The 26,134-nt window shown below is 55.9% G+C and carries 20 protein-coding genes and 4 tRNA genes; 17 read left to right on the top strand and 7 right to left on the bottom strand.

Translation table 11 applies throughout. The features are described from left to right. Positions 1-208 precede the first annotated feature (208 nt). From lgt to recD, 10 genes are all read left to right on the top strand, one after another. The gene (gene lgt / locus ACOTYB_RS09455; protein ID WP_220153316.1) at positions 209-1,084 is read left to right on the top strand and encodes a prolipoprotein diacylglyceryl transferase; all 876 of its coding nucleotides are present in this window, start codon (positions 209-211) and stop codon (positions 1,082-1,084) included. A gap of 6 nt (positions 1,085-1,090) precedes the next feature. Beyond that, complete coding sequence (gene thyA, locus ACOTYB_RS09450) at positions 1,091-1,885, top strand: thymidylate synthase (protein ID WP_220153315.1); 795 nt, start codon at positions 1,091-1,093, stop codon at positions 1,883-1,885. 184 nt (positions 1,886-2,069) lie between these two features. Continuing rightward, positions 2,070-2,534 (top strand): prepilin peptidase-dependent protein, encoded by a 465-nt coding sequence (locus tag ACOTYB_RS09445; protein WP_023314768.1) that lies wholly within the window; start codon positions 2,070-2,072, stop codon positions 2,532-2,534. Beyond that, positions 2,525-3,085, top strand: a complete 561-nt coding sequence (locus tag ACOTYB_RS09440; protein ID WP_003862779.1) for a prepilin peptidase-dependent protein — start codon at positions 2,525-2,527, stop codon at positions 3,083-3,085. The genes ACOTYB_RS09445 and ACOTYB_RS09440 overlap by 10 nt, the downstream gene beginning before the upstream one ends. After that, positions 3,082-3,480 (top strand): DUF2509 family protein, encoded by a 399-nt coding sequence (locus ACOTYB_RS09435; protein WP_003862778.1) that lies wholly within the window; start codon positions 3,082-3,084, stop codon positions 3,478-3,480. The genes ACOTYB_RS09440 and ACOTYB_RS09435 overlap by 4 nt, the downstream gene beginning before the upstream one ends. Further along, positions 3,465-3,788: a prepilin-type N-terminal cleavage/methylation domain-containing protein gene (locus ACOTYB_RS09430; protein ID WP_003862776.1), complete on the top strand. Its 324-nt coding sequence runs from the start codon at positions 3,465-3,467 to the stop codon at positions 3,786-3,788. Before ACOTYB_RS09435 ends, ACOTYB_RS09430 begins: the two co-directional genes overlap by 16 nt. Positions 3,789-3,800: 12 nt before the next feature. Beyond that, complete coding sequence (recC, locus tag ACOTYB_RS09425; RefSeq protein ID WP_003862774.1) at positions 3,801-7,175, top strand: exodeoxyribonuclease V subunit gamma; 3,375 nt, start codon at positions 3,801-3,803, stop codon at positions 7,173-7,175. Between the two features lie 139 nt (positions 7,176-7,314). Further along, positions 7,315-10,197: a pitrilysin gene (gene ptrA / locus ACOTYB_RS09420; RefSeq protein WP_032610060.1), complete on the top strand. Its 2,883-nt coding sequence runs from the start codon at positions 7,315-7,317 to the stop codon at positions 10,195-10,197. After that, positions 10,194-13,736, top strand: coding sequence for an exodeoxyribonuclease V subunit beta (gene recB, locus ACOTYB_RS09415; RefSeq protein WP_220153314.1), 3,543 nt, complete (start codon positions 10,194-10,196; stop codon positions 13,734-13,736). The genes ptrA and recB overlap by 4 nt, the downstream gene beginning before the upstream one ends. Next, positions 13,733-15,553 (top strand): exodeoxyribonuclease V subunit alpha, encoded by a 1,821-nt coding sequence (recD, locus tag ACOTYB_RS09410; protein ID WP_126524519.1) that lies wholly within the window; start codon positions 13,733-13,735, stop codon positions 15,551-15,553. Before recB ends, recD begins: the two co-directional genes overlap by 4 nt. 33 nt (positions 15,554-15,586) lie before the next feature. On the opposite strand, the gene argA is transcribed toward recD, so the two are convergent. Continuing rightward, positions 15,587-16,918 (bottom strand): amino-acid N-acetyltransferase, encoded by a 1,332-nt coding sequence (gene argA, locus ACOTYB_RS09405; protein ID WP_003862767.1) that lies wholly within the window; start codon positions 16,916-16,918, stop codon positions 15,587-15,589. A gap of 227 nt (positions 16,919-17,145) precedes the next feature. Here argA and amiC point away from each other — a divergent pair, with 227 nt between their 5' ends. Continuing rightward, a complete protein-coding gene (amiC, locus tag ACOTYB_RS09400) occupies positions 17,146-18,399 on the top strand; it encodes an N-acetylmuramoyl-L-alanine amidase AmiC (RefSeq protein WP_003862766.1) in 1,254 nt (417 codons plus the stop codon). 89 nt (positions 18,400-18,488) lie between these two features. On the opposite strand, the gene ACOTYB_RS09395 is transcribed toward amiC, so the two are convergent. The 4 genes from ACOTYB_RS09395 to ACOTYB_RS09380 form a co-directional block, all read right to left on the bottom strand. Next, positions 18,489-18,565, bottom strand: a tRNA-Met gene (locus tag ACOTYB_RS09395). 44 nt (positions 18,566-18,609) lie between these two features. After that, a tRNA-Met gene (locus ACOTYB_RS09390) sits at positions 18,610-18,686 on the bottom strand. A gap of 44 nt (positions 18,687-18,730) precedes the next feature. After that, positions 18,731-18,807: transfer RNA gene (locus ACOTYB_RS09385), tRNA-Met, on the bottom strand. 171 nt (positions 18,808-18,978) lie between these two features. Next, positions 18,979-19,055, bottom strand: a tRNA-Met gene (locus ACOTYB_RS09380). 208 nt (positions 19,056-19,263) lie between these two features. Between ACOTYB_RS09380 and mltA the strand changes: the two genes are divergently transcribed. After that, positions 19,264-20,361, top strand: a complete 1,098-nt coding sequence (gene mltA / locus ACOTYB_RS09375) for a murein transglycosylase A (RefSeq protein WP_003862765.1) — start codon at positions 19,264-19,266, stop codon at positions 20,359-20,361. Positions 20,362-20,436: 75 nt separating this feature from the next. Next, on the top strand, positions 20,437-21,243 hold the full coding sequence (gene tcdA / locus ACOTYB_RS09370) for a tRNA cyclic N6-threonylcarbamoyladenosine(37) synthase TcdA (protein ID WP_126524517.1): 807 nt from the start codon (positions 20,437-20,439) through the stop codon (positions 21,241-21,243). Here the strand turns inward: tcdA and csdE are convergent. Together csdE and csdA are read right to left on the bottom strand one after the other, a co-directional pair. Then, positions 21,234-21,680, bottom strand: a complete 447-nt coding sequence (gene csdE / locus ACOTYB_RS09365) for a cysteine desulfurase sulfur acceptor subunit CsdE (RefSeq protein ID WP_003862762.1) — start codon at positions 21,678-21,680, stop codon at positions 21,234-21,236. The genes tcdA and csdE overlap by 10 nt on opposite strands. Further along, the gene (gene csdA / locus ACOTYB_RS09360; protein WP_022651789.1) at positions 21,680-22,885 is read right to left on the bottom strand and encodes a cysteine desulfurase CsdA; all 1,206 of its coding nucleotides are present in this window, start codon (positions 22,883-22,885) and stop codon (positions 21,680-21,682) included. Before csdA ends, csdE begins: the two co-directional genes overlap by 1 nt. A gap of 191 nt (positions 22,886-23,076) precedes the next feature. Here csdA and ACOTYB_RS09355 point away from each other — a divergent pair, with 191 nt between their 5' ends. From ACOTYB_RS09355 to rlmM, 4 genes are all read left to right on the top strand, one after another. Continuing rightward, the gene (locus ACOTYB_RS09355; protein WP_003862759.1) at positions 23,077-23,304 is read left to right on the top strand and encodes a YgdI/YgdR family lipoprotein; all 228 of its coding nucleotides are present in this window, start codon (positions 23,077-23,079) and stop codon (positions 23,302-23,304) included. Between the two features lie 350 nt (positions 23,305-23,654). Further along, complete coding sequence (gcvA, locus tag ACOTYB_RS09350; RefSeq protein ID WP_003862758.1) at positions 23,655-24,572, top strand: glycine cleavage system transcriptional regulator GcvA; 918 nt, start codon at positions 23,655-23,657, stop codon at positions 24,570-24,572. 39 nt (positions 24,573-24,611) lie between these two features. After that, the gene (locus tag ACOTYB_RS09345) at positions 24,612-25,007 is read left to right on the top strand and encodes a DUF423 domain-containing protein (protein ID WP_003862756.1); all 396 of its coding nucleotides are present in this window, start codon (positions 24,612-24,614) and stop codon (positions 25,005-25,007) included. Beyond that, a complete protein-coding gene (rlmM, locus tag ACOTYB_RS09340) occupies positions 25,000-26,100 on the top strand; it encodes a 23S rRNA (cytidine(2498)-2'-O)-methyltransferase RlmM (RefSeq protein ID WP_003862754.1) in 1,101 nt (366 codons plus the stop codon). Before ACOTYB_RS09345 ends, rlmM begins: the two co-directional genes overlap by 8 nt. The last annotated feature ends 34 nt before the right edge of the window (positions 26,101-26,134 follow it).

Raw genomic sequence — 26,134 nt, 5'->3', positions numbered from 1 at the left:
TACTGGGGATCCCTCAGCCCTTGAGGGAGAGGGATGGGGTGAGGGAGAACTGCGCGCATGAACCCCTATACACATATTTTACATCTCAGGCGCATCCTCCGCGCCTGCCTTATGCTATGATTCGCAACTTTGGAGCACCTGCCAACGGCGGGAATGCAATTCACCCGCTGTCCACTTTCAGCGGAATAACAACATCTTGTGGTGACAGATGAACAGTGGTTATCTGCATTTTCCGGAATTCGATCCGGTTATTTTCTCAATAGGACCTGTAGCGCTGCACTGGTACGGTCTGATGTACCTGGTGGGCTTCGTTTTTGCCATGTGGCTTGCTGGCCGTCGCGCCAGTCGTCCGGGCAGTGGATGGACGAAGAACGAAGTGGAAAACCTGCTTTATGCCGGCTTCCTCGGCGTATTCCTGGGAGGTCGCATCGGTTATGTCCTGTTCTATAATTTCCCGGTATTCCTGAACGACCCGCTCTATCTGTTCCGCGTCTGGGACGGCGGTATGTCCTTCCACGGCGGACTGATTGGTGTGATCCTCGTGATGGTGATCTTCGCCAGACGCACCAAACGCAACTTCTTCCAGGTGGCTGATTTTATTGCGCCGTTAATCCCGTTTGGGTTGGGCGCAGGGCGTCTGGGCAATTTCATCAACGGTGAGCTGTGGGGGCGTGTCGATCCGAGCGTGCCGTTTACCATGCTGTTCCCGGGCTCCCGCGCAGAGGATATCGCGCTGCTGCCTTCGCATACTGAGTGGCAGTCCATTTTCGATACCTACGGCGTCCTGCCGCGCCATATGTCACAGCTCTATGAGCTGGCGCTGGAAGGCGTGGTGCTGTTCATCATCCTGAATCTTTATATCCGCAAACCGCGTCCAATGGGGGCTGTCTCCGGTCTGTTCCTGATTGGCTACGGCGCGTTTCGTATCATCGTCGAGTTCTTCCGCCAGCCGGATGCGCAGTTTACCGGTGAATGGGTACAGTACATCAGCATGGGGCAGATCCTCTCCATCCCGATGATTGTCGCGGGTGCCATTATGATGATTTGGGCGTATCGTCGTCGTCCACAGCAACAACTTTCCTGAGGAATCATGAAACAGTATCTTGAATTGATGAAAAACGTGCTCGACGAGGGCACGCCGAAAAACGACCGCACCGGCACCGGTACGCTCTCCATTTTTGGCCACCAGATGCGCTTCAATCTGCGAGAAGGCTTTCCTCTGGTGACAACGAAGCGCTGCCATTTGCGCTCGATCATTCATGAACTGCTCTGGTTCCTGCAAGGCGATACCAACGTTGCTTATCTACATGAAAACAATGTCTCCATCTGGGACGAGTGGGCAGATGAGAACGGCGACCTGGGTCCGGTCTACGGCAAGCAATGGCGCGCGTGGCCTACCCCGGACGGCCGCCATATCGACCAGATCACGACCGTCATAAACCAGCTGAAAAATGATCCGGACTCGCGCCGTATCATTGTCTCTGCCTGGAACGTGGGTGAACTGGATAAAATGGCGCTGGCGCCTTGCCACGCGTTTTTCCAGTTTTACGTGGCGGACGGCAAGCTCTCCTGCCAGCTCTATCAACGCTCCTGCGACGTGTTCCTCGGCCTGCCGTTTAACATCGCCAGCTACGCGCTGTTGGTGCATATGATGGCGCAGCAGTGCGATCTTGAAGTGGGCGATTTTGTCTGGACGGGCGGTGATACCCACCTCTACAGCAATCATATGGAACAGACGCATCTCCAGCTGACGCGCGAACCGCGTGCATTGCCGAAGCTGGTGATCAAACGTAAACCGGACTCGATCTTCGATTACCGTTTTGATGATTTCGAGATTGAGGGTTACGACCCGCATCCCGGCATTAAAGCTCCTGTCGCCATCTGATACGGCAAATCCTGACACAACCGGTGCTCTTTAGCGCCGGTTTTTTTTCACGCCCGTTTTGTTTTTCGAACCTGTTTCCAGAGATGATGCAACGCGTTGCAACGGGTGAAAATCTCCTGAAAGCGGCTCGTAAAGTTCTGGTTTGACGCTCGCACCGTTTCTGCTATTCCTCCACACTCCCGCCATGAAAAACGAACAAGGCTTTACGCTTATCGAAACCCTTATCGCCGTTTCGCTGGCAGTGATCCTCAGCGCCACAGGACTCTATGGCTGGGACAGCTGGCAGCAGCGGCAGCGGCTTTGGCAAACCGCCTGCCAGGTGCGGGATTACCTGGTGTTTTTGCGCAATGACGCCAACCGCCACAACAGCGAGCACAGGATCGCGCTGTATAACGACGGTGAAAAGAACTGTCTGACCAGTTCAGCGGTGACCGGTTGTGACAGCGGCGGACCGTTCGTGATGAAGCCGATGTGGCCAGGGGTCACGATAAGCGACATAACACCTGCGCTGGGATTTTACGGTTTAAGAGATACCGCGTGGGCCGGACATATCCGGGTGCAGAGCCGCGCTGGTGGGTGGTGGGTTATTGTCTCAAATGGCGGACGTATCAGGCTGTGTAATGCCGCAGGAGAAGGTGCATGCCAGTAAATCGAAAAGGGTTTTCCCTGCTGGAAGTGCTGATTGCGATGACGATAAGCAGCATTCTGTTACTCAGCACGTCACGTTTTTTACCGGGGCTACAGCGGGGGGTTTTACTGCAATCCGGGCAGCAGGAGCTGGAGGATGAGGTCTGGCAACGTCTGTTCGCGGTCGGTAAACAGTTTCAGAGAGCAGGATACTGTGCAGGGCATTGCCAGGGACAGGGGATGATCATCGGCAGGCAAGGACGATGTGCGATTGTGCAATGGGATGCGAACAGCAACGGCCAGTGGGATAGCACCGCGTCGGAAAACGACAGTACGGGATTCCGGCTTGAGTCCGGATCGCTTGAAACGCTGCGGGGCGCCACATCCTGTGACGGTAAGGGATGGGATAAGCTCACCGACCCGGATCGGGTCCTGATAGAGCAATTTATGGTCACTAAAACCGATCGTGCTGGCTTTGCGCCGGTCATCAGTATCGAGCTGCGTGCCCGCCGTAAAGGTGAACTGACCGCCCCCTTTTCGGCTCGCCATACCGTAACGGGGTTTAATCTGTGAATCGTCAGCGGGGCATGTCATCGCTGGCGCTGGTCCTGCTATTGCTGGTGCTCGGCACGCTGATCCTCACCGGATTAAATCAGCAGTTGCAAACCTTTAGCACGCTGGTAAGTGGCGAGAGTTTGTCTGTTCGCCAGCAGGCTGCCGTGCAATCTGCACTGGAGTGGGGGCGCGTTCAGGAATGGGCTTTACAGCCAGAGGTTCAGTGCAAACAGACACAGCGTTTGCGGGTCTGTGTAAGGTTGTTTGGGGAGCGTGTTTTGCTTATTGCCGGCAATGACGATCTGTTGCTATGGCAAGGCGGGGACATCGCGGAAGGGCAGATACGCTTTTCCGCCCACGGCTGGAGTGATTTCTGCCCCCTTAAGGAAAGTACGCTATGTCAGTTACCCTGAGCAGACAAAAAGGATTTAGCATGGTTGAGGTTTTGCTGGCAATGATGTTGCTGGTTGTGGTTGTGACGGCGTTATCCGGATATCATCGCGCGCTGGCAGCCCGGTATGCGGCGCTTAGCCAGTATCGTCAGCTATGGCATCATGCGTGGAATCAATCGCAGATCTCAACATTAACGCTCCCGCCGGGCTGGCAAGTCAGTCGGGGGCAGACAACACAGTCCGGATGTGTCAGCATCACGGTCACACTTATTTCTCCTATGGGGCGGCAGGGCGCGTTAACGCGTCTGCACTGCCCGGTTAGCCGCTAGTCGGGAGCGTTTATGCTAAGGGTTTACCACTCAAATCGTCTGGATGTGCTGGAAGCACTGATGGAGTATATCGTTGAGCAAGAGCGTCTTGACGATCCGTTTGAGCCAGAAATGGTGCTGGTGCAGAGCACCGGTATGGCGCAGTGGCTGCAAATGTCCCTTTCGCAGAAATTTGGCATTGCGGCGAACATCGATTTTCCGCTGCCCGCGAGCTTTATCTGGGAGATGTTTGTTCGCGTCCTGCCGGACATCCCTGAGCAGAGCGCCTTCAACAAACAAAGCATGGCCTGGAAACTGATGACGCTGCTGCCGGACATGCTGGCGCGTGATGAGTTTGCCATGCTGCGGCACTACCTGAATGACGACACCGACAAGCGTAAACTTTTCCAGCTGGCCTCACGTACTGCCGACCTCTATGACCAGTATCTGGTTTACCGTGCAGACTGGCTGATTCGCTGGGAAGCAGGAGAATTAGTCGATGGGTTACCGGAAGCGCAAATCTGGCAGGCGCCGCTCTGGAAAGCGCTGGTCGAGCATACCGGGAAACTCGGTCAGCCTAAGTGGCACCGTGCTAACCTGTACGATCGCTTTATCTCGATACTTGAGAACAGCGCAGAACGGCCAGCCCGTTTGCCGTCACGCGTGTTCATTTGCGGTATCTCCGCGTTGCCCCCTGTCTACCTGAACGCGCTAAAAGCGCTCGGTAAGCACACTGATATCCATATCCTCTTTACCAACCCGTGTCGGCACTATTGGGGGGATATTCAGGATCCGCGCTGGCTTTCACGGCTGGTCACCCGTCAGAGAAAACGTCTCTTTGAAGAACGCGCGGTGCCGCTGTTTAAAGACAGTGAAAACGCGGCGCAGCTTTTTGATGAAGAGGGGATTCAGAACCTGCCGAACCCGCTGCTTGCCTCGTGGGGCAAGCTCGGACGTGACTATATTTATCTGCTTTCAGATATCACCTCCTCGGGAGAAGGGGATGTGGATGCGTTTGCCGATATTACGCCGGATAGCCTGCTGCACAATATTCAGCTTGATATTCTGGATTTAGAGAACCGTGCCGTTGCCGGGATCACTGCCGAGGAGTTTGCGCGAAGCGATAAGAAGCGAAAACTGGATCCTGACGATCGTAGTATCGCGATCCACGTTTGTCACAGCCCACAGCGTGAAGTTGAAATTCTTCATGACCGCCTGCTGGCCATGTTGCAGGACGACCCAACCCTGACACCGCGCGATATCGTGGTGATGGTGGCGGATATCGACAGCTACAGCCCGTTTATTCAGGCGGTATTTGGCAGCGCAACGGGCGACCGCTATCTGCCCTACGCAATCTCTGACCGTCGCGCTCGTCAGTCACACCCGGCGCTACAGGCCTTTATCAGCCTGCTTTCGCTGCCTGATAGCCGGTTTATCTCTGAGGATGTGCTGGCACTGCTGGATGTGCCAGTTTTGGCCGCACGTTTCAACATTAACGAAGAGGGGTTGCGCTATCTGCGCCAGTGGGTCAACGAATCCGGTGTCCGCTGGGGTATCGACGATGATAACGTCCAGGAGTTCGAACTGCCAGCAACCGGCCAGCATACCTGGCAGTTTGGGCTGACGCGCATGCTGCTGGGGTATGCAATGGAGAGCATCCACGGCGAATGGAATGACGTGCTGCCGTACGATGAATCCAGTGGGTTGATCGCGGAACTGGTTGGTCACTTAGCCTCGCTGCTTATGCAGCTCAACCGCTGGCGCCGTGCATTGATGCAGCCCCGCCCGCTCGAAGAGTGGCTGCCAGTTTGCCGCGAAATGCTGAATGATTTCTTCCTGCCGGACAGCGAAACTGAAGCCGCCATGGCGCTTATCGAGAAGCAGTGGCAGGCCATCGTTGATGAAGGGGTTAATTCGCACTATCACGAGGCGGTTCCCCTTTCGCTTCTGCGTGATGAGCTGACGCAACGTCTCGATCAGGAGCGCATCAGCCAGCGCTTCCTTGCGGGGCCGGTGAATATTTGTACCCTGATGCCAATGCGTTCAATCCCGTTCAAAGTGGTCTGTCTGCTTGGCATGAACGACGGTATTTATCCGCGTGCGCTGCCGCCTCTGGGCTTTGATCTTATGAGCGCACAACCGAAGCGGGGTGACCGCAGCCGCCGCGATGATGACCGTTATCTCTTCCTTGAGGCGCTGATGTCTGCGCAAAGCAGGCTGTATATCAGCTATATCGGACGTTCAATTCAGGATAACAGCGAGCGTTTCCCGTCTGTGCTGGTGCAGGAGCTAGTGGACTACATTGGACAGAGCCACTATCTGCCGGGCGATGAAGCCTGCAACTGCGACGAAAGCGAACGTCGGGTGATAGCGCATATCACTTGCCACCATAGCCGTATGCCGTTCGATCCTGTCAACTACGTTCCTGATGAACTGCAAAGCTATGCCCGCGAGTGGCTTCCCGCCGCGAAGAAAGCGGGGACGCCGCAAACCGATTTTATTCAGGCGCTCGAACCGCGCGCTATAGACACCCTCACGTTTGAGCAGCTACAGCGCTTTTGGGCACACCCGGTTCGGGCGTTTTTCCAGCAACGCTTGCAGGTGAATTTCCGCTCTGAAGAGAGCGAAATCCCCGATGCGGAACCGTTTATTCTTGATGGGCTGGAGCGTTTTAAGCTTAATTCCCAGCTTCTGAATGCGCTGGTTGACGAAGAAGACGCCAGTAAACTGTTTCGACGTTACAGGGCGTCGGGATTACTTCCGTATGGTGCATTCGGCGAAATCGTCTGGGATGCCCAGTGCGAGGAGATGCGAGCGCTAGCTGACCGCGTTATCGCGTGTCGGCAGCCGGCGAGCAGCATTGAAATCGATCTCGATTGTAACGGTATGCACCTTAGCGGCTGGCTCACGCACGTGCAGTCTGACGGGCTGCTGCGTTGGCGCCCATCCATGCTCAGCGTTTCACATGGCCTGCAACTCTGGCTCGAACATCTTGTCTACAGTGCGAGTGGTCACGAAGGTGAAAGCCGGTTGTTTGTACGTAAGGACGGCGAATGGCGCTTCCCGCGGATGGAGCCTGAGCAGGCGTTGACGTACCTGTCGCTTTATATTGAAGGTTACCGTCAGGGCATGAACAAACCCCTGCTTTTGCTGCCTGAAAGTGGGGGGGCATGGATAAAAGCCTGTTATGACGCGCAGAATGATGCCATGTTAACGGATGAGGCTTCGCTCCAGAAAGCGCGCAGCAAGTTTTTGCAGGCCTACGAAGGGAACATGATGGTACGTGGCGAAGGTGACGATGTCTGGTATCAACGTTTATGGCGAACGCTGGAGCCAGAATATTTCGACATTATCACCCAGGAGGCGCAACGCTACCTGTTACCGTTATACAAATTTAATCAGTCCTGAGTGCTGTATAAAAATTGCGCAGTATGAGGTGTTCATTTATGATGCACCTCTTATCACGGACTGATGTACCCAAAGAAAGAGATGCTGGCGTGTCCAGCACGCACGTTGTTAATGATGTAGCCGTGATAAAGAGGTCGTAATGCCAGGCAGCACCTTGTTCAAAGCGTTTGTTTTGTTTATCGCCCTTTGGGCTCCCGTCACACAGGCCGATTCCGGTTGGCAACCTGTCAAGGAAACAATCCGTAAGAGCGATAAGGACACCCGTCAGTATCAGGCGATTCGTCTTGATAACGGGATGACCGTACTGCTGGTTTCCGATCCTCAGGCGGTGAAATCGCTCTCCGCGCTGGTTGTGCCGGTGGGTTCGCTGGAAGATCCTGACGCCCATCCGGGACTGGCGCACTACCTTGAGCACATGACGCTGATGGGATCTAAAAAATACCCACAGCCTGACAGCCTGTCCGAATTTCTGAAAATGCATGGCGGCAGCCACAACGCTAGTACCGCGCCGTATCGCACCGCGTTTTACCTGGAAGTGGAAAATGATGCGCTTGATGGGGCGGTGGATCGTCTGGCGGATGCCATCGCCGCACCGCTGCTGGATAAAAAATACGCTGACCGTGAACGTAATGCCGTGAACGCCGAACTGACGATGGCGCGCACGCGAGACGGTATGCGCATGGCGCAGGTTAGTGCTGAAACCATCAATCCGGCGCACCCGGGTTCGCGCTTCTCAGGCGGCAACCTTGAAACGCTGAGCGACAAGCCAGGTAGCCCGGTGCTCGATGCGCTGCATGCGTTTCGTGAAAAATACTATTCCGCCAATCTGATGAAAGCGGTTATCTACAGCAATAAACCGTTGCCGACGCTGGCAAACATGGCCGCGCAGACCTACGGCAGGGTGCCAAATAAAAATATCGATCTGCCGCAGATTAACGTGCCAGTTGTCACGGACGCGCAAAAAGGCATTGTTATTCACTATGTGCCGGCCTTGCCGCGCAAGGTGTTACGCGTTGAATTCCGTATTGATAACAACACGGCGCAGTTCCGCAGCAAAACCGACGAGCTGGTGACGTATCTTATCGGCAACCGCAGCCCGGGTACGCTCTCCGACTGGCTGCAAAAGCAGGGGCTGGTGGAAGGTATTCGCGCTGACTCCGATCCCGTTGTAAATGGGAATAGCGGCGTGCTGGCCATCTCCGCGACGCTGACCGATAAAGGGCTGGCTCACCGGAACGACGTCGTTGCGGCCATTTTCAGTTATCTCTCTCTGCTGCGCGACAAAGGCGTCGATAAACGCTACTTTGACGAGCTGGCGCATGTGCTGGATCTCGATTTCCGCTATCCCTCTATCACGCGTGATATGGACTACGTTGAGTGGCTGGCAGATACCATGATCCGCGTGCCGGTGGAACATACGCTGGATGCGGTAAATATTGCCGACCAGTTTGACGCCGGAGCGCTCAAAGCGCGTCTGGCGATGATGACTCCGCAGAATGCCCGCGTCTGGTATATCAGCCCGAACGAACCGCATAACAAAATGGCCTACTTCGTTGATGCCCCGTATCAGGTTGAAAAAATCAGCGAACAGACCTTCGCGGGCTGGCAGAAAAAGGCGGGGGAAATTGCGCTGAAGTTACCGGAGCTTAACCCCTACATCCCGGACGATTTCTCGCTGATCAAACCCGCAAAGGCGTATCCGCACCCGGAGCTGATTGTTGATGAGCCGACGCTGCGCGTGGTCTACACCCCAAGCCGCTATTTCGCCGACGAGCCAAAAGCGGATGTCAGCGTGGTGCTGCGTAACCCCAAAGCAATGGACAGCGCCAGAAACCAGGTGCTGTTTGCGCTTAATGATTATCTGGCCGGTATTGCCCTCGATCAGCTCAGCAACCAGGCTGCCGTTGGTGGTATCAGTTTCTCCACCAACGCCAATAACGGCCTGATGGTGAATGCCAACGGCTATACCCAGCGTTTGCCGCAGCTGTTCCAGGCGCTGCTGGACGGTTATTTCAGCTATACGCCTACGGAAGAACAGCTCGAGCAGGCTAAGTCCTGGTATGCCCAGATGATGGATTCTGCCGAGAAGGGTAAAGCCTACGATCAGGCGATTATGCCAGCACAGATGCTGTCGCAAATTCCGTACTTCCAGCGCGAAGATCGCCGCGCGATATTGCCCTCAGTCACCTTAAAAGAGGTGCTGGCTTACCGTGATGCGCTGAAAACCAATACCCGTCCGGAGTTCCTGGTTGTAGGGAATATGAGCGAAGATCAGGCTAAAACGCTGGCGCAAAACGTCCGTGCGCAACTGGGTTCAAAAGGCGATGAGTGGTGCCGTAACCAGGATGTGCTGGTAGAGAAAAAGCAGAACGTGATCTTCGAAAAAGCGGGAAGCAGCACGGATTCCGCGCTGGCCGCGGTGTTTGTCCCTGTCGGTTATGACGAATTTACCAGCTCTGCCCAGAGTGCTGTGCTTGGTCAAATTATTCAGCCGTGGTTTTACAACCAGCTGCGCACCGAAGAGCAGCTGGGCTATGCGGTGTTCGCTTTCTCCATGAATGTGGGCCGTCAGTGGGGGCTGGGCTTCCTTCTGCAAAGCAGTGACAAGCAACCCGCTTACCTGTGGCAGCGTTATCAGGCGTTCTTCCCGCAGGCGGAAGCAAAACTGCGCGCCATGAAGCCGGAAGAGTTTGCCCAAATCCAGCAGGCAGTTATCGCCCAGGTGATGCAGCCGCCGCAGACGCTGGGTGAAGAGGCCTCGCAGCTGAGCAAAGATTTTGATCGCGGTAATATGAAATTTGATTCGCGTGATAAAATAGTGGCCGAAATAAAACAGCTGACGCCACAAAAGGTTGCCGATTTCTTCCATCAGGCGGTAGTAAAACCGCAGGGTATGGCCATCCTGTCTCAGGTTTCTGGCAGCCAGAACGGGAAAACGGACTACGTAAAATCAAAAGAGTGGACCGTCTGGAAGAGCGTCAGCGCGCTGCAACAAACAATGCCCTGGAGTAAGAAAGAATGACCCATACCGCTGAGCCGCTTGATCCCCTAAGTTTACCTCTACAGGGTGAACGACTGATTGAAGCCTCAGCGGGAACGGGAAAAACCTATACCATCGCCGCGCTATATCTGCGTCTGCTGTTGGGGCTCGGCGGCAACGCCGCTTTTTCGCGCCCGTTAAGCGTGGAAGAGCTGCTGGTGGTAACCTTCACCGAAGCGGCCACTGCCGAGCTGCGTGGCCGTATTCGCAGCAACATTCATGAGCTGCGCATTGCCTGTCTGCGTCAGACGACGGATAACCCCCTCTACGCGAGCCTGCTGGACGAGATTGCGGATAAGCAACAGGCTGCGCAATGGCTGCTGCTGGCCGAACGGCAAATGGATGAAGCGTCCGTCTTCACCATTCACGGTTTTTGTCAGCGCATGCTGAGCCTGAATGCGTTTGAATCCGGCATGCTCTTTGAGCAGCAGCTTATTGAAGATGAATCCGAGCTTCGCTATCAGGCCTGTGCGGATTTCTGGCGTCGACACTGTTATCCGTTGCAGCGCGACATTGCCGAAGCGGTTCACGCCCTGTGGAAAGGTCCGGAAGAGCTTCTTCGCGCCATCGACCGTTACCTGCAAGGCGAGGCGCCGGTCATTAAATCTCCTCCGCCTGCCGATGAAACGCTGGCCTCGCGCCATGAAAAGATCGTCGCCAAAATTACCGCGCTTAAGCAGAAGTGGAATGAGTCGGTTGGTGAAATTGATGCAATCATCGAAAACTCAGGCATCGACAGACGCAAGTTCAACCGTGGGAACCAGGGGAAGTGGATCGAAAAGATCAGCGCCTGGGCCCAGGAGGAGACGCGGGGCTACCAGCTTCCGGACGCACTGGAAAAATTTTCGCAGCGCTTTTTGACCGAGCGAACCAAAGCCGACGGTATTGTGCCTGAGCATCCCCTGTTTGTGGCGATTGAAGCGCTGCTTGCGGAGCCATTAACGCTCAATGACCTGATGATCACCCGCGCCATGACGGAGATCCGCCAGGCCGTCGCGCGCGAAAAACGTCGCCGGGGCGAGCTGGGGTTTGATGACATGCTGAGCCGCCTGGACGAAGCCCTGTCCAGCGAGAATGGTGAAGCGCTCGCCAGCGCGATCCGTACCCGTTTTCCGGTGGCGATGATTGACGAATTTCAGGACACCGACCCCCAGCAGTACCGCATTTTTCGCCGCATCTGGCGACAGCAGCCCGACACTGCCCTGTTGTTGATTGGCGACCCTAAACAGGCGATTTACGCCTTCCGTGGGGCAGATATCTTCACCTATATGAAAGCCCGTAGTGAAGTTGTCGCGCATTACACGTTAGACACCAACTGGCGTTCCGCTCCGGGGATGGTTGAGAGCGTCAATGCGCTGTTCAGCCGTATGGAGACGGCGTTCATGTTCAATGAAATCCCTTTCCTGCCGGTGAAATCCGCCCCAAAAAACGCATCCCTGCGCTTCGAAGTCAGTGGCGCGGAGCAGCCCGCCATGACCTTCTGGCTGCTTGAAGGGGAAGGCTATGGCGTTGCTGACTATCAGGCGGCGATGGCCCAGCACTGCGCCGCGCAAATCCGTGACTGGCTGAGCGCAGGCAACCGCGGCGAGGCGCTGCTGTGGAAGGGGGAACAGGCAAATCCTGTTAAAGCCTCTGATATTACCGTGCTGGTGCGCAGTCGTCAGGAAGCGGCGTTAATCCGCGATGCGCTAACGTTGCTGGATATTCCGTCAGTGTATCTCTCTAACCGTGACAGCGTGTTCGACACGCTGGAAGCCCAGGAAATGCTCTGGCTGCTTCAGGCGGTACTGGCGCCGGAGCGCGAAAATACGCTTCGAAGCGCGCTGGCCAGCTCTATGCTGGGTTTGAACGCGCGCGATATTGATGAGCTCAACCATGACGAAAACGCATGGGATGCGGTGGTGGAAGAGTTTGTCCATTACCGTGAACGCTGGCAAAAACGCGGCGTCATGGCGATGCTGCGCGAATTGATGACGCGGCGTCAGATTGCCGAAAATATGCTGGCGTCATCCGGCGGTGAAAGGCGTCTTACCGATATTTTACACATCAGCGAACTGTTGCAGGAAGCCGGCACCCAGCTTGAAAGTGAACATGCCCTCGTGCGCTGGCTGGCGCAGCAAATCGCGGATCCAAACAGTAACGCCTCAAGCCAGCAGATGCGTCTTGAGAGCGATAAGCATCTGGTGCAAATCGTCACCATTCACAAATCGAAAGGTCTCGAGTATCCGCTGGTCTGGCTGCCCTTTATCGCCAACTACCGCGTTCAGGATCAGGCCTATTATCATGACCGCGAGACTTTCGATGCGGTGCTCGATCTCAGCAAGGCGGAAACCAGCGTTGAGCTGGCGGAAGCGGAGCGTCTGGCGGAGGATTTGCGCCTGCTTTACGTGGCGCTGACCCGTTCTGTCTGGCATTGCAGCCTGGGCGTCGCGCCGGTTTTCCGCCGTCGCGGGGAAAAAACAGGGGAGAGCGATTTCCATTTAAGCGCCTTAGGGCGGCTTATTCAGCGTGGTGAGCCAAAAGATGCGGCGGGGTTGCGCCTCTGTATTGAGTCGCTTTGCGGAGACGATATCGCCCTGCATATCCCTTCTCTGCCAGACAACAGCCGCTGGGAAATGGCGCAAGAGCCCGTGACCGATCTTAACGCGCGCCAGATCACACGGGTGCTTGCCGACGACTGGCGCGTCACCAGCTATTCTGGCCTGCAACAGCAAGGGCAAAGTATTGCGCAGGATCTCATGCCGAAGCTGGACGTGGATGCCGCAGGGGTAGGCGATGTTCCGGTTGAACCGACGTTAACTCCGCATCAGTTCCCACGCGGCGCGTCGCCGGGCACCTTTTTGCACAGCCTTTTTGAAGAGCTTGATTTCACCCAGCCTGTCAGTGAGGAGTGGGTGCTGAAGATGTTGCAGAGCGGAGGCTATGACGCGCACTGGCAGCCCGTTCTCACTGACTGGATCAACGCCATTTTGCAAGCGCCGCTGACGGCGCAGGGCTTCTCTCTTCGCCAGTTAACGGCCAAAAATAAGCAGGTTGAGATGGAGTTTTATCTGCCCGTCGCAGGCCCGCTTAAGGCCGACGCGCTCGATGCGCTTATCCGTCAGTACGATCCGCTGTCAGCTGGTTGCCCGCCGCTGAACTTCCGTCAGGTGCAGGGCATGCTGAAAGGGTTTATCGACCTGGTCTTCCGTCACGAAGGACGGTACTACCTGCTGGATTACAAATCAAACTGGCTGGGCGAGAACAGCGCAGCCTATACCCAGCAGGCGATGGCGGCCGCCATGCAAATGCATCGCTACGATCTGCAATATCAGCTCTATACCCTGGCGCTGCACCGCTATTTGCGCCACCGTATTGCGGATTACCGCTACGACGATCATTTTGGCGGCGTCATCTACCTGTTCCTGCGCGGGGTTGACGCTGCCGATCCGCGCTCCGGGATCTTCAGCACTCGTCCGGATGCGGAATTGATTAATAAAATGGATAACCTGTTTGCAGCAAACACGGAGGAGATGGCATGACGATGCAGGACTTATTGCTGGATGCGGTAGAGCAACGCGTGCTGCGTCAGCTGGACGTGCAGTTTGCCATGATGATTGCCGCTGACCAGCCCGCCGTGATGCTTGCCGCTGCCCTGTTGAGTAAAGATGCCGGAGAGGGGCATGTGTGTCTGCCGCTCTCGCGTCTGGTGGTTGACGAGAAAATGCCGCCTGTCCTCCAGTCCTGCTTTGCGCTGCTGGGAGATAAGGTGGACTGGCAGAAAATCTTGCGGGAATCGTCAGCCGTTGGGCCGGGAGACAACCAGGCACCGCTGATCCTGACGGGGGAGCGCTTATACCTGAACCGCCTGTGGCGAAATGAACTGACGGTAGCGCGTTTCTTTAGTGAGACCAATGCGCCGCTTCCCTGCGACGAAGCACAGCTTCGCCAGACGCTGGACAGGCTGTTTGACTCCGGTGAGGACACAGACTGGCAGAAAGTGGCGGCGGCCGTCGCCCTGACGCGGCGGATCTCGGTGATATCCGGCGGCCCGGGAACGGGGAAAACAACGACCGTCGCAAAGCTGCTGGCAGCCCTGATACAGCTTTCAGGAGAGCAGCGATGCCGTATTCGTCTGGCGGCGCCCACCGGGAAGGCTGCGGCGCGTCTGACCGAATCACTGGGCGGCGCGATGCAACAGCTGCCGCTCACTCAGGAGCAGCTTGCGCTTTTCCCGGGTGAAGCAAGTACTCTGCACCGTCTGCTCGGCGCGCAGCCGGGTAGCCAGCGGCTGCGCTACCATGCGGGTAATCCGCTGCATCTGGACGTGCTGGTGGTGGATGAAGCCTCCATGATCGACCTGACCATGATGTCGCGCCTGATTGATGCTCTGCCACCCCATGCGCGGGTGGTTTTCCTGGGCGATCGCGACCAGCTCGCCTCTGTAGAAGCCGGGGCGGTGCTGGGAGATATCTGTACCTACGCCAGTTACGGTTATACCGCCGCGCGGGCGCAGGAGCTCGCCCGTCTGACCGGCTGCTCGCTTGAACCCGATCACACGCCGATCGCGGGCGCACTGCGTGACAGCCTGTGCCTGCTGCAAAAAAGCTACCGTTTCGGTAGCGACTCCGGCATCGGCCAGCTGGCTGCGGCGGTCAACCGTGGCGACAGGCACGCCACGCGCACGGTGTTTGACGGTACCTTCACTGACATTGAAAAGAAATCGCTGCAAAGCGGGGAAGAATATCAGGCTATGCTTGAGGAGGCTCTCCAGGGATACCAGCATTTTCTGAGCTGCGTGCAGCAGCGCAGTCAGCCCGGACAGGTCATCGCCGCATTTGGCGAATACCAGCTTCTGTGCGCATTGCGGGAAGGGCCGTTTGGCGTCACGGGCCTGAACGACAGGCTGGAGCAGTTGCTGGTGCAGAAACGCAAAATTAACCGTCAGCTGCATTCGCGATGGTATGAAGGCCGGCCAGTGATGATCTCCCGCAACGATAGTGCGCTGGGGCTGTTCAACGGGGATATCGGCATTGCGCTCGATCGCGGTAACGGTCTGCGCGTCTGGTTCCAGCTACCGGACGGTAGCGTGAAGTCCGTCCAGCCCAGCCGCCTGCCAGAGCATGAAACGGCATGGGCGATGACGGTACATAAATCTCAGGGCTCCGAGTTCAACCATGCGGCGCTGATCCTGCCGACACAGCTGTCGCCGGTAGTGACCCGCGAACTGGTCTACACCGCCATTACCCGTGCGCGCCAGCGCCTGTCGCTGTATGCGGATGAGCGCGTGTTGAGTCAGGCGATTGCCTCCCGTACCGAGCGCAGAAGCGGATTAAGCGCGATATTTGAATCTGTCTGAGTGAACACCCTCTCCAACAGGAGAGGGTGACTGTTATCCCAGGTCCGCCATTAACACCTTCGAGCGGCGCTGGTAGTTGTACATCTCTTTCTTACTTTCCGGCAGGGAATCAATATCCACCGGCGTGAAGCCGCGCTCCTGGAACCAGTGAATGCTGCGCGTGGTAAGCACGAACAGCTTGCTCAGACCCATCTGGCGCGCCTGTGCCGCCACGCGTTCAAGCAGCAGCTCCCCCCGTGAGGAGCTTCGGTAATCAGGATGCACGGCGACGCACGCCATTTCACCAATCTGCTCTTCCGGGAACGGATAAAGCGCCGCACAGGCAATGGTCAGGTTATCGCGCTGAATGATGGTGAACTTGTCGATCTCCATCTCCAGCTGCTCGCGGGATCGGCGAACCAGAATGCCCTGTTGTTCCAGCGGACGGATCAGCTCCAGAATGCCGCCGATATCGTTGATGGTGGCACGGCGGATCTGCTCGGCGCTCTCCATGACGATCTGCGTACCGATCCCGTCCCGGGAGAACAGTTCCTGCAACAGCGCACCGTCTTCCTGATAGCTGATCAGGTGGCTGCGGCGCACCCCGCTGCGGCACGCTTTAACGGCGCCGCGCAGAAAACGCACGGTACCGGAATAGTAATCGCCTTCTGCTTCCAGCGCTTCCACGCGCGCCTGGGCTTCATTCGGAAAAAGTTCTGGCACAATCACGCCCTCATCGTTCACGACACCCTGCGAGGAGCAAAAGCCGATCATTTTTTCCGCTTTCAGCTTAATGGCCAGCTGGGTGGCAATCTCTTCTGAGGTCAGATTAAAACTTTCACCCGTTACGGAGACGGCAACGGGCCCCATCAGGACGATCGCGCCATTGTCTAACTGGCGGTGAATGGCGTCTTCATCAATACGGCGGATGCGGCCGCTGTGGCAGTAATCCACGCCATCGTCCACGCCGAGCGGCTGAGCGATGATAAAGTTGCCGCTCACCACGTTAATGTGCGCGCCCTGCAACGGCGTATTATTCAGGCTCATCGACAGGCGGGCGGTGATATCGAGCTGCAACAGACCCGCCGCCTGTTTGACCAGCTCGAGGGTTTTCGCGTCCGTCACGCGCGTGTGTTTGTGGTAGATCGGCTCATGGTGATGGGCGGCCAGGTTGGCTTCGATTTGCGGACGTGCGCCATACACCACCACCAGACGGATGCCGAGGCTGTGCAGCAGGCCGATATCATTGACGATGCTAGAAAAGTTTTCATGCTCAATGGCTTCGCCGCCAAGCATGATGACAAACGTTTTTCCCCGATGGGTGTTGATATAGGGAACAGAATGGCGGAATCCCTGGACCAGTTCGGTTCTGCGTTCCTTAACCATGACACAACCCTTAGTGAATGTTTATTCGTAATTTATGTATTTTTATTCGATCGTGGCCGCGTGTGCAAGCCTAAATTTTCTGCGACCCACAGAAAATAATAAGTAATCCGTGCGTTAACGTATGATTGTTTACCCTTTTATAGATGACAGTTTATGCGTCATTCGTTAAAGTTTTCGGTCAATTTGGGCGTTTTGTTCATCAATCAGATTTCTTGCTCGGGAGAAGCATGTCGGGATCCAATTCAGCAATAAGCCGCCGCCGCCTGTTAAAAGGGGCCGGGGCGATGTGGTTGCTTAGCGTCAGCCAGGTGGGTCTTGCCGCCACAAGCCAGGTAGTCGCGGTGCGCGTCTGGCCGTCGTCGACCTATACGCGCGTGACGGTCGAGTCCAATCGCGTGCTGAAATACAAGCAATTTGCCCTCAGCAATCCTGAACGTGTGGTGGTTGATCTCGAAGGTGTGAACCTCAACTCCGTGCTTAAAGGCATGGCAGCACAAATCCGTGGCGACGATCCGTTTATCAAATCGGCGCGCGTCGGGCAGTTCGATCCGCAAACCGTGCGCATGGTGTTTGAGCTGAAGCAGAACGTGAAACCGCAGCTCTTTGCCCTTGCGCCTGTTGCCGCCTTTAAGGAGCGTCTGGTGATGGATCTCTATCCGGCGAATGCGACGGATATTCAGGATCCGCTCCTGGCATTACTTGAGGATTACAACAAAGGCGATCTCGACAGCCAGGTTCCGCCAGCGCAAAGTGGTCCAAAGCCTGGCAAGGCGGGGCGCGATCGCCCGATTGTGATCATGCTCGATCCTGGCCACGGCGGAGAAGATTCCGGCGCCGTCGGGAAATATCGCACCCGCGAAAAAGATGTGGTGCTGCAAATTGCCCGTCGTCTGAAGGCGTTGATCGACAAAGAGGGCAATATGCGCGCCTATATGACGCGCAACGAAGATGTCTTTATTCCGCTGAAGGTCCGCGTGGCAAAAGCGCAAAAGCAGCGCGCGGATCTGTTTGTCTCTATTCATGCGGATGCCTTCACCAGCCGCCAGCCGAGCGGATCCTCAGTGTTTGCCCTGTCAACAAAAGGGGCGACCAGCACCGCGGCGAGATACCTGGCGGACACGCAGAACGCCTCGGATTTAATCGGTGGTGTGAGCAAAAGTGGCGACCGTTACGTCGACCATACGATGTTTGATATGGTGCAGTCGCTGACTATTACCGACAGCCTGAAGTTTGGTAAAGCGGTGCTGGGCAAACTGGGCCGGGTCAACAAGCTGCACAAAAACAGCGTCGAGCAGGCCGGATTTGCGGTACTGAAAGCGCCGGATATTCCTTCCATTCTGGTCGAAACCGCGTTTATCAGTAACGTGGAAGAGGAACGTAAGCTCAAGACGGCTAAATTCCAGCAGGAAGTGGCGGAGTCGATTCTGGCGGGGATCCGGGCCTACTTCTCAGACGGGGAAACGCTGGCGCGGCGGGGGTAGGGCATTAAGCCGGGTATCATGCCCGGCATTTTCACAAACGCCAGATACAAAAAAACACCCTTCAGGGTGTTTATTGTTTTAAGAAGTGTTGGTTGCGGGGGCCGGATTTGAACCGACGACCTTCGGGTTATGAGCCCGACGAGCTACCAGGCTGCTCCACCCCGCGTCCGTCTTTCTACACTTGTAGAAACTTACTTCTTCAAATTTGATTGGTTGCGGGGGCCGGATTTGAACCGACGACCTTCGGGTTATGAGCCCGACGAGCTACCAGGCTGCTCCACCCCGCGTCCGTCTTTCTACACTTGTAGAAACTTACTTCTTCAAATTTGATTGGTTGCGGGGGCCGGATTTGAACCGACGACCTTCGGGTTATGAGCCCGACGAGCTACCAGGCTGCTCCACCCCGCGTCCGTCTTTTTGCTTCGTATTTCAAACCACATCTGCGTTGACTTTCCTCGTTCACCTCAGTCACTTACTGGAGTAAGCTCCTAAGGATTCACTGCGTCGTCGCCTTGCTGTGATTCGAACTACTTCGCAAAAACTTCTACACTCGTAGAAGATACTTCCTCAAATTTTAATTGGTTGCGGGGGCCGGATTTGAACCGACGACCTTCGGGTTATGAGCCCGACGAGCTACCAGGCTGCTCCACCCCGCGTCCGTGGAAGCGCACTATACTCGGATAGGTTTGTGATGCAACCCCTTTTTCACATAATTCATTATTTTGTATGCAAAATGAACGGCAAAAGCCACTTTGGACTATTTTTTGTGCAGAATTTGCCAAAGGGAAGGCGATTGCATTTCATTAACACGGTGGGTTTGTTATCTTCATCTCGCGGAATTGGGCAACTAAAAGACGAGATATAATGAAAGGACGTTGGGCGAAGTATCTGATGACAGGCGCAATGGTGGCGATTCTTGCGGCCTGCTCTTCCAAACCGACCGATCGCGGTCAACAGTATAAAGACGGGAAATTATCCCAGCCTTTCTCTTTAGTTAACCAGCCCGATGCCGTGGGTGCTCCAATCAATGCCGGGGATTTCTCCGAGCAGGTGTACCAGATCCGCAAAGCGTCGCCGCGCCTGTATGGCGCACAGAACAACGTTTATAGTGCCGTGCAGGACTGGCTGCGTGCAGGCGGTGATACCCGCAATATGCGCCAGTTTGGTATCGATGCCTGGCAGATGGAGGGGGCGGATAACTACGGTAACGTCCAGTTTACCGGTTACTACACCCCGGTTGTCCAGGCGCGACACACGCGCCAGGGCGAGTTCCAGTATCCCATTTACCGTATGCCGCCGAAACGCGGTCGTCTGCCGTCCCGCGCCGAGATCTACGCCGGCGCGCTGAGCGAAAATTATGTTCTGGCCTACAGCAACTCGCTGATGGACAACTTCATTATGGACGTGCAGGGCAGCGGCTATATTGATTTTGGCGACGGCTCGCCGCTGAACTTCTTTAGCTATGCCGGTAAAAATGGCCATGCCTATCGCAGCATCGGTAAGGTGCTGATCGACCGTGGCGAAGTGAAACGAGAAGATATGTCGATGCAGGCTATCCGCGAATGGGGCGAAAAGCACAGCGAAGCGGAAGTGCGTGAGCTGCTTGAGCAGAACCCATCGTTTGTTTTCTTCAAACCGCAGAACTTTGCGCCGGTGAAAGGGGCGAGCGCCGTCCCGCTGATTGGCCGCGCTTCTGTGGCATCGGATCGTTCGATTATTCCGGCGGGTACCACTCTGCTGGCGGAAGTTCCACTCCTCGACAACAACGGCAAATTCAACGGCAAGTATGAATTACGCCTGATGGTGGCGCTGGACGTGGGTGGGGCGATCAAAGGCCAGCACTTCGACATTTATCAGGGCATCGGCCCGGATGCCGGCCATCGTGCAGGCTGGTATAACCACTACGGACGCGTGTGGGTGCTGAAGACAGCGCCGGGTACCGGAAACGTATTCAGCGGCTGATTGTGGTATTCTGAGCGCAAGACGGATTACGGTTCAGGGTGAGGAATACCTCACCCTTTTTACATCTGAGGTTTTATGTCTGTGGTAATCAGCGATGCCTGGCGCCAGCGTTTCGGCGGCACGGCACGGTTATATGGTGAAAAAGCCCTGCAACTGTTCGCGGATGCGCATGTCTGCGTGGTGGGCATTGGTGGCGTGGGTTCGTGGGCGGCAGAAGCGCTGGCGAGAACCGGCATTGGCGCAATTACGTTGATTGATATGGATGATGTCTGCGTGACTAACACTAACCGTCAGATCCACGCCCTGCGTGATAACGTCGGTCTGGCGAAGTCCGAGGTGATGGCGGAGCGTATTCGTCTCATCAACCCGGAGTGCCGGGTGACGGTGATCGACGACTTTGTGACGGCAGATAACGTCGCGGAGTACATGAGCAAAGGCTACAGCTATGTGATTGACGCCATCGACAGCGTGCGGCCAAAAGCGGCGCTGATCGCTTACTGTCGTCGTTACAAGGTGCCGCTGGTCACGACCGGCGGCGCGGGCGGGCAAATCGATCCGACGCAGATCCAGGTGGCGGATCTGGCGAAAACCATTCAGGATCCGCTGGCTGCCAAGCTGCGTGAACGCCTGAAGAGCGACTTCAATGTGGTGAAGGACAGCAAGGGCAAGCTGGGCGTCGACTGCGTGTTCTCCACCGAAGCGCTGGTCTACCCGCAGGCGGATGGTTCAGTTTGTGCGATGAAAAGCACGGCGGAAGGGCCAAAGCGGATGGATTGTGCCTCAGGGTTTGGAGCAGCCACCATGGTGACCGCCTCCTTCGGCTTTGTGGCGGTCTCTCACGCCCTGAAGAAGATGATGGCGAAGGCGGAACGTCAGGCCTGAGCCTGACGGGCGGCATCCAGCACCGCGTCGTTTAGCGCAATCAGTCCCTGACCGCGCGAGGCGCTAAGCTGTGCGCGAAGTCCCAGCTCATCAAACAGCGCCAGCGGAGAATGCGCCAGCAGCTCTGCGGCGCTTTTCCCTTCGATTGCGGTCAACAGCACCGCCAGCAGACCGCGAACAATGCGTCCCTCGCTGTCGCCGAAGAAATGCAGTTTCTCACCGGATACGCTAAACCCAAGCCAGACGCGGTTCTCGCAGCCTGCGATCTCCTTCGCCTGTAATTTCAGCTCGTCTGACAGTGCAGGCAACTGTTTGCCCAGCAGGATCAGCTGACGATATTTATCTTCCCACTGCGTGAGCGGGACAAAGGTCTGTTTTAACGTCTCTTCAGTAATAACGGTGCCGAACGGGTGTCCGGCTAAAGCTGAACTTGTCATTAATCCACCAGTAATTCCAGGGCGCGGTCGACGGCGGAAACCAGCGCATCGACGTCACTTTTTGTATTGTACGGTGCAAACGAGGCGCGCAGGGTACCGCTCACGCCAATAGCCGCCAGCAGCGGCTGGGCGCAGTGCTGTCCGGCACGCAGGGCAATGCCGTATCCGGCAAGTAGCGTTACCATGTCGCTATGGTGCACGCCCGCGAAATCAAAGGCGAGCAGGCTGGAGTCCTGCACGCGGAACGAGCGAAAACCCGGACGTTTTTTCAGTTCTTCTTCCGCCAGCGTCGCCAGACCCCGGCTCCAGCTTTCAGCCTGAACCACGTCCGTTTCTGCCAGCCATTCGAGCGCCGCGCTCAGGCCAATAACCCCGGCCACGTTTGGGGTACCGGCTTCCAGGCGGTAGGGCACATCCTGCGTTTTAAAACCGTCGAAGGTGACTTCGGTAATCATCTTGCCGCCGCCGAGCCACGGCGTCATCCGGGCCAGCAGTTCAGGTTTGCCGTACAGCGCGCCGATACCGGTTGGCCCGTACAATTTGTGCCCTGAGAAGGCATAGAAGTCGATATCCAGCGCCTGCACATCAGCCGGAAAATGCACCACACCCTGCGCACCGTCGACCATCACCACCACGCCGCTGGCATGGGCAATCTCAATGGCACGCGCCAGATCCGGACAGCCGCCGGTGACGTTGGACATCTGCCCCAGCGCCAGAATACGGCTGCGCGGCGTAATCAGCTCAGGCAGACGCGCCACGTCAGGCAGGAAGTCCGCACCCAACGGGAGCTTTACAACCTGTGCCCCGGTTTGTTCGGCCACCATCAGCCAGGGCACCAGGTTGGCGTGGTGTTCCGCCTCGCTGACGATGATCTCATCCCCGGGCTGCAACAGCGGACGCGCGTAACATTGCGCAACCATGTTAATGGCCTCGGTGGTGCCCCGCGTCCAGACGATGTTCTTACCGCTGTCAGCATTGATCAGGCGCGCGACCTGATCCCGTGCGGCTTCGTATTGCGCCGTTAAGCGCTGCGCGTCGGCATACTGGCTGCGGTGCACGTTCCCGGCGCTCAGGCTGTAAAACTGGCGGGTTGCCTCAATCACCGCCTGCGGTTTAAGGGCCGTGGCAGCGCTATCAAGATAAATGCCGGCATCGGCCAGCGCGGGAAACTGTGCGCGAAACTGCGCAGGACTGAAAGCGTTCATGGAATTCCTCATATCGATTCTACGATCGTCGCGCAAATTCATCGGCAGGGCAAGGAAGTTGATATCTATCAGATTTGTCTGCTTATCCTGGCGAGTCTGAAAAAGCAGGTTATGCTAAATAGTGTTAGGCGGATGTTTTAGCCTGTTATAAATCGAGGTTTGAATAGCATTAATTGCTAAAGGAGATAATCATGAAAAAGACAGCTGCAATCATTTCTGCCTGTGCGTTGACCTTTGCCCTGAGCGCCTGTTCTGGAAATAACTACGTAATGCATACCAACGATGGTCGATCTATCGTCTCTGAAGGGAAACCGACAACCGATAATGATACCGGGATGATTTCATACAAAGATGCTAACGGGAACAAACAGCAGATCAATCGCACTGACGTGAAAGAGATGAAGGAAATCGAGCATTAACAGTTAGATAAGCGAAAAAAAAGCACCGCAAGTTGGCGGTGCTACATTAATCACTATGGACAGACAGGGTAAATGTACAGGAAGTGAAAAATTGGTAGCGTTGCTACCGTGGTCTGAATCGCAGACCAATTGCAAACACAACAACACAACATCACAACCGTAAGCCAAAAGCCCTTCAGAACACGCATTCCAAAAAAAGCTTTTCGTTCCGGCTCAGGAAGTGCCGCCACTATAGGTATTTGCTGGTAGTTCCTCAACGGACAAATTATAATGGCTCAGATAAAAAAAACTAATAGGTTAAACGTTGTTTCCTATATGTTAAATCTCGTTAACATCTAAGCCAGATAACCATGTCCAAGCGATTGCCACCCCTTAATGCATTACGTGTTTTTGATGCAGCAGCACGCCACCTCAGCTTCACCCGCGCAGCCGATGAGCTTTTTGTGACACAGGCCGCAGTAAGTCATCAAATCAAGTCTCTGGAGGATTTTCTGGGGCTTAAGCTGTTCCGTCGACGCAACCGTTCGTTGCTGTTGACCGAAGAGGGGCAGAGCTATTTTCAGGATATTAAAGAGATTTTTTCCCAGCTGACGGAAGCCACTCGCAAGCTTCAGGCCCGGAGCGCAAAAGGCGCCCTGACTGTGAGTTTATTGCCCAGTTTTGCCATTCAGTGGCTGGTGCCGCGACTCTCAAGCTTTAACTCAACTTATCCGGGAATCGATGTCCGAATCCAGGCGGTGGACCGTCAGGAAGACAAGCTTGCAGATGATGTGGACGTGGCGATTTTTTACGGTCGCGGTAACTGGCCGGGCTTGCGTGTGGAAAAATTATACGCAGAATATCTGTTGCCGGTCTGTTCACCGCTGCTGCTGACGGGGGATAAAGCGCTCAAAACGCCCGCCGATCTGGCGCAACATACGCTTTTGCACGATGCGTCGCGTCGCGACTGGCAAACTTATACCCGCCAGTTAGGTCTTAATCATATAAACGTGCAGCAGGGGCCCATTTTTAGCCACAGCGCGATGGTGCTACAGGCTGCCATTCACGGGCAGGGCGTGGCGTTGGCAAACAACGTTATGGCGCAGTCCGAAATTGAGGCAGGCCGTCTGGTTTGCCCATTTAACGATGTACTGGTCAGCAAGAATGCATTTTATCTGGTTTGTCATGACAGTCAGGCAGAACTGGGTAAAATAGCCGCTTTCCGGCAGTGGATACTGGCGAAAGCGGCAAGCGAGCAAGAAAAATTCCGCTTCAGGTATGAACAATAACGTTTGTGTGCCGGGCACGCATCAATTCAGGACTTAAACATGACCAGCCGATTCATGCTGATTTTCGCCGCGGTGAGTGGCTTTATTTTTGTAGCTCTGGGCGCGTTTGGCGCGCATGTCTTAAGCAAATCTCTGGGCGTTGTGGAGATGGGGTGGATCCAGACCGGCCTTGAATATCAGGCGTTCCACACGCTGGCAATTTTTGGGCTGGCGGTGGCGATGCAGCGCCGCATCAGCATCTGGTTTTACTGGAGCAGCGTCTTTCTGGCGCTGGGTACCGTACTGTTCAGCGGCAGTCTTTACTGTCTGGCGCTGTCGCATTTACGCCTGTGGGCGTTTGTTACACCTGTCGGCGGCGTCAGCTTCCTGGCGGGTTGGGTGTTAATGTTTATCGGAGCTATCCGTCTGAAACGCAAGGGCGTTGTTCATGAATAAGGTTGTTTTATATTGTCGCCCGGGGTTTGAGAAAGAGTGCGCCGCGGAAATCACCGATAAAGCGGCGAAGCGTGAAGTCTTTGGATTCGCTCGCGTCAAAGAGAACGCGGGCTATGTGGTATTTGAATGCTATCAGCCTGATGATGCCGACAAGCTGGCGCGCGAACTGCCGTTCAGCTCATTGATTTTCGCCCGTCAGATGTTTGTCGCGGGTGAACTGCTGAAAGATCTTCCGCCGGAAGATCGCATCACGCCGATTGTTGGCCTGTTGCAGGGCGTGGTGGAGAAGGGCGGCGATTTGCGCGTGGAAGTGGCCGACACCAACGAAAGCAAAGAGCTGATGAAGTTCTGCCGTAAGTTCACCGTGCCGCTGCGCGCGGCGCTGCGTGATGCGGGTGTGCTGACAAACTACGAAACGCCAAAGCGCCCAGTCGTGCATATCTTCTTTATTGCGCCAGGATGTTGTTACGCAGGCTACTCGTATACCACCAATAACTCGCCGTTCTTTATGGGGATCCCGCGTCTGCGCTTCCCGGCAGATGCGCCGAGCCGTTCAACCCTCAAGCTGGAGGAGGCGTTTCACGTCTTTATCCCGGCGGACGAGTGGGACGAACGGCTGGCAAACGGCATGTATGCCGTCGACCTTGGCGCGTGCCCGGGCGGCTGGACCTATCAGCTGGTGAAACGCAACATGTGGGTATCGTCCGTTGATAACGGCCCAATGGCGCAAAGCCTGATGGACACCGGACAGGTCACCTGGCTGCGTGAAGACGGTTTCCGCTATCGCCCGAACCGCAACAACATCTCCTGGATGGTGTGCGACATGGTAGAAAAACCGGCGAAAGTGGCCGCGCTGATGGCCTCCTGGCTGGTGAACGGCTGGTGTCGTGAGACGATTTTCAACCTCAAGCTGCCGATGAAAAAGCGCTACGAAGAGGTGTCGCAGAACCTGGCTTATATTCAGCAGCAGCTGGATGAACACGGGATTAACGCGGAAATCCAGGCGCGTCAGCTTTATCACGACCGCGAAGAAGTGACTGTGCATATCCGTCGCTGGTGGGCGGCCGTGGGGGGGCGTCGCGACGAGCGATAACGTTTGTAACGCCCGGTGGCGCTGCGCTTACCGG

Origin of the sequence: Enterobacter cloacae complex sp. IR5450 (assembly GCF_049238665.1) — a bacterium.
Classification (GTDB): domain Bacteria; phylum Pseudomonadota; class Gammaproteobacteria; order Enterobacterales; family Enterobacteriaceae; genus Enterobacter; species Enterobacter hormaechei_C.
This window is presented reverse-complemented; position numbering and strand designations above follow the sequence as displayed.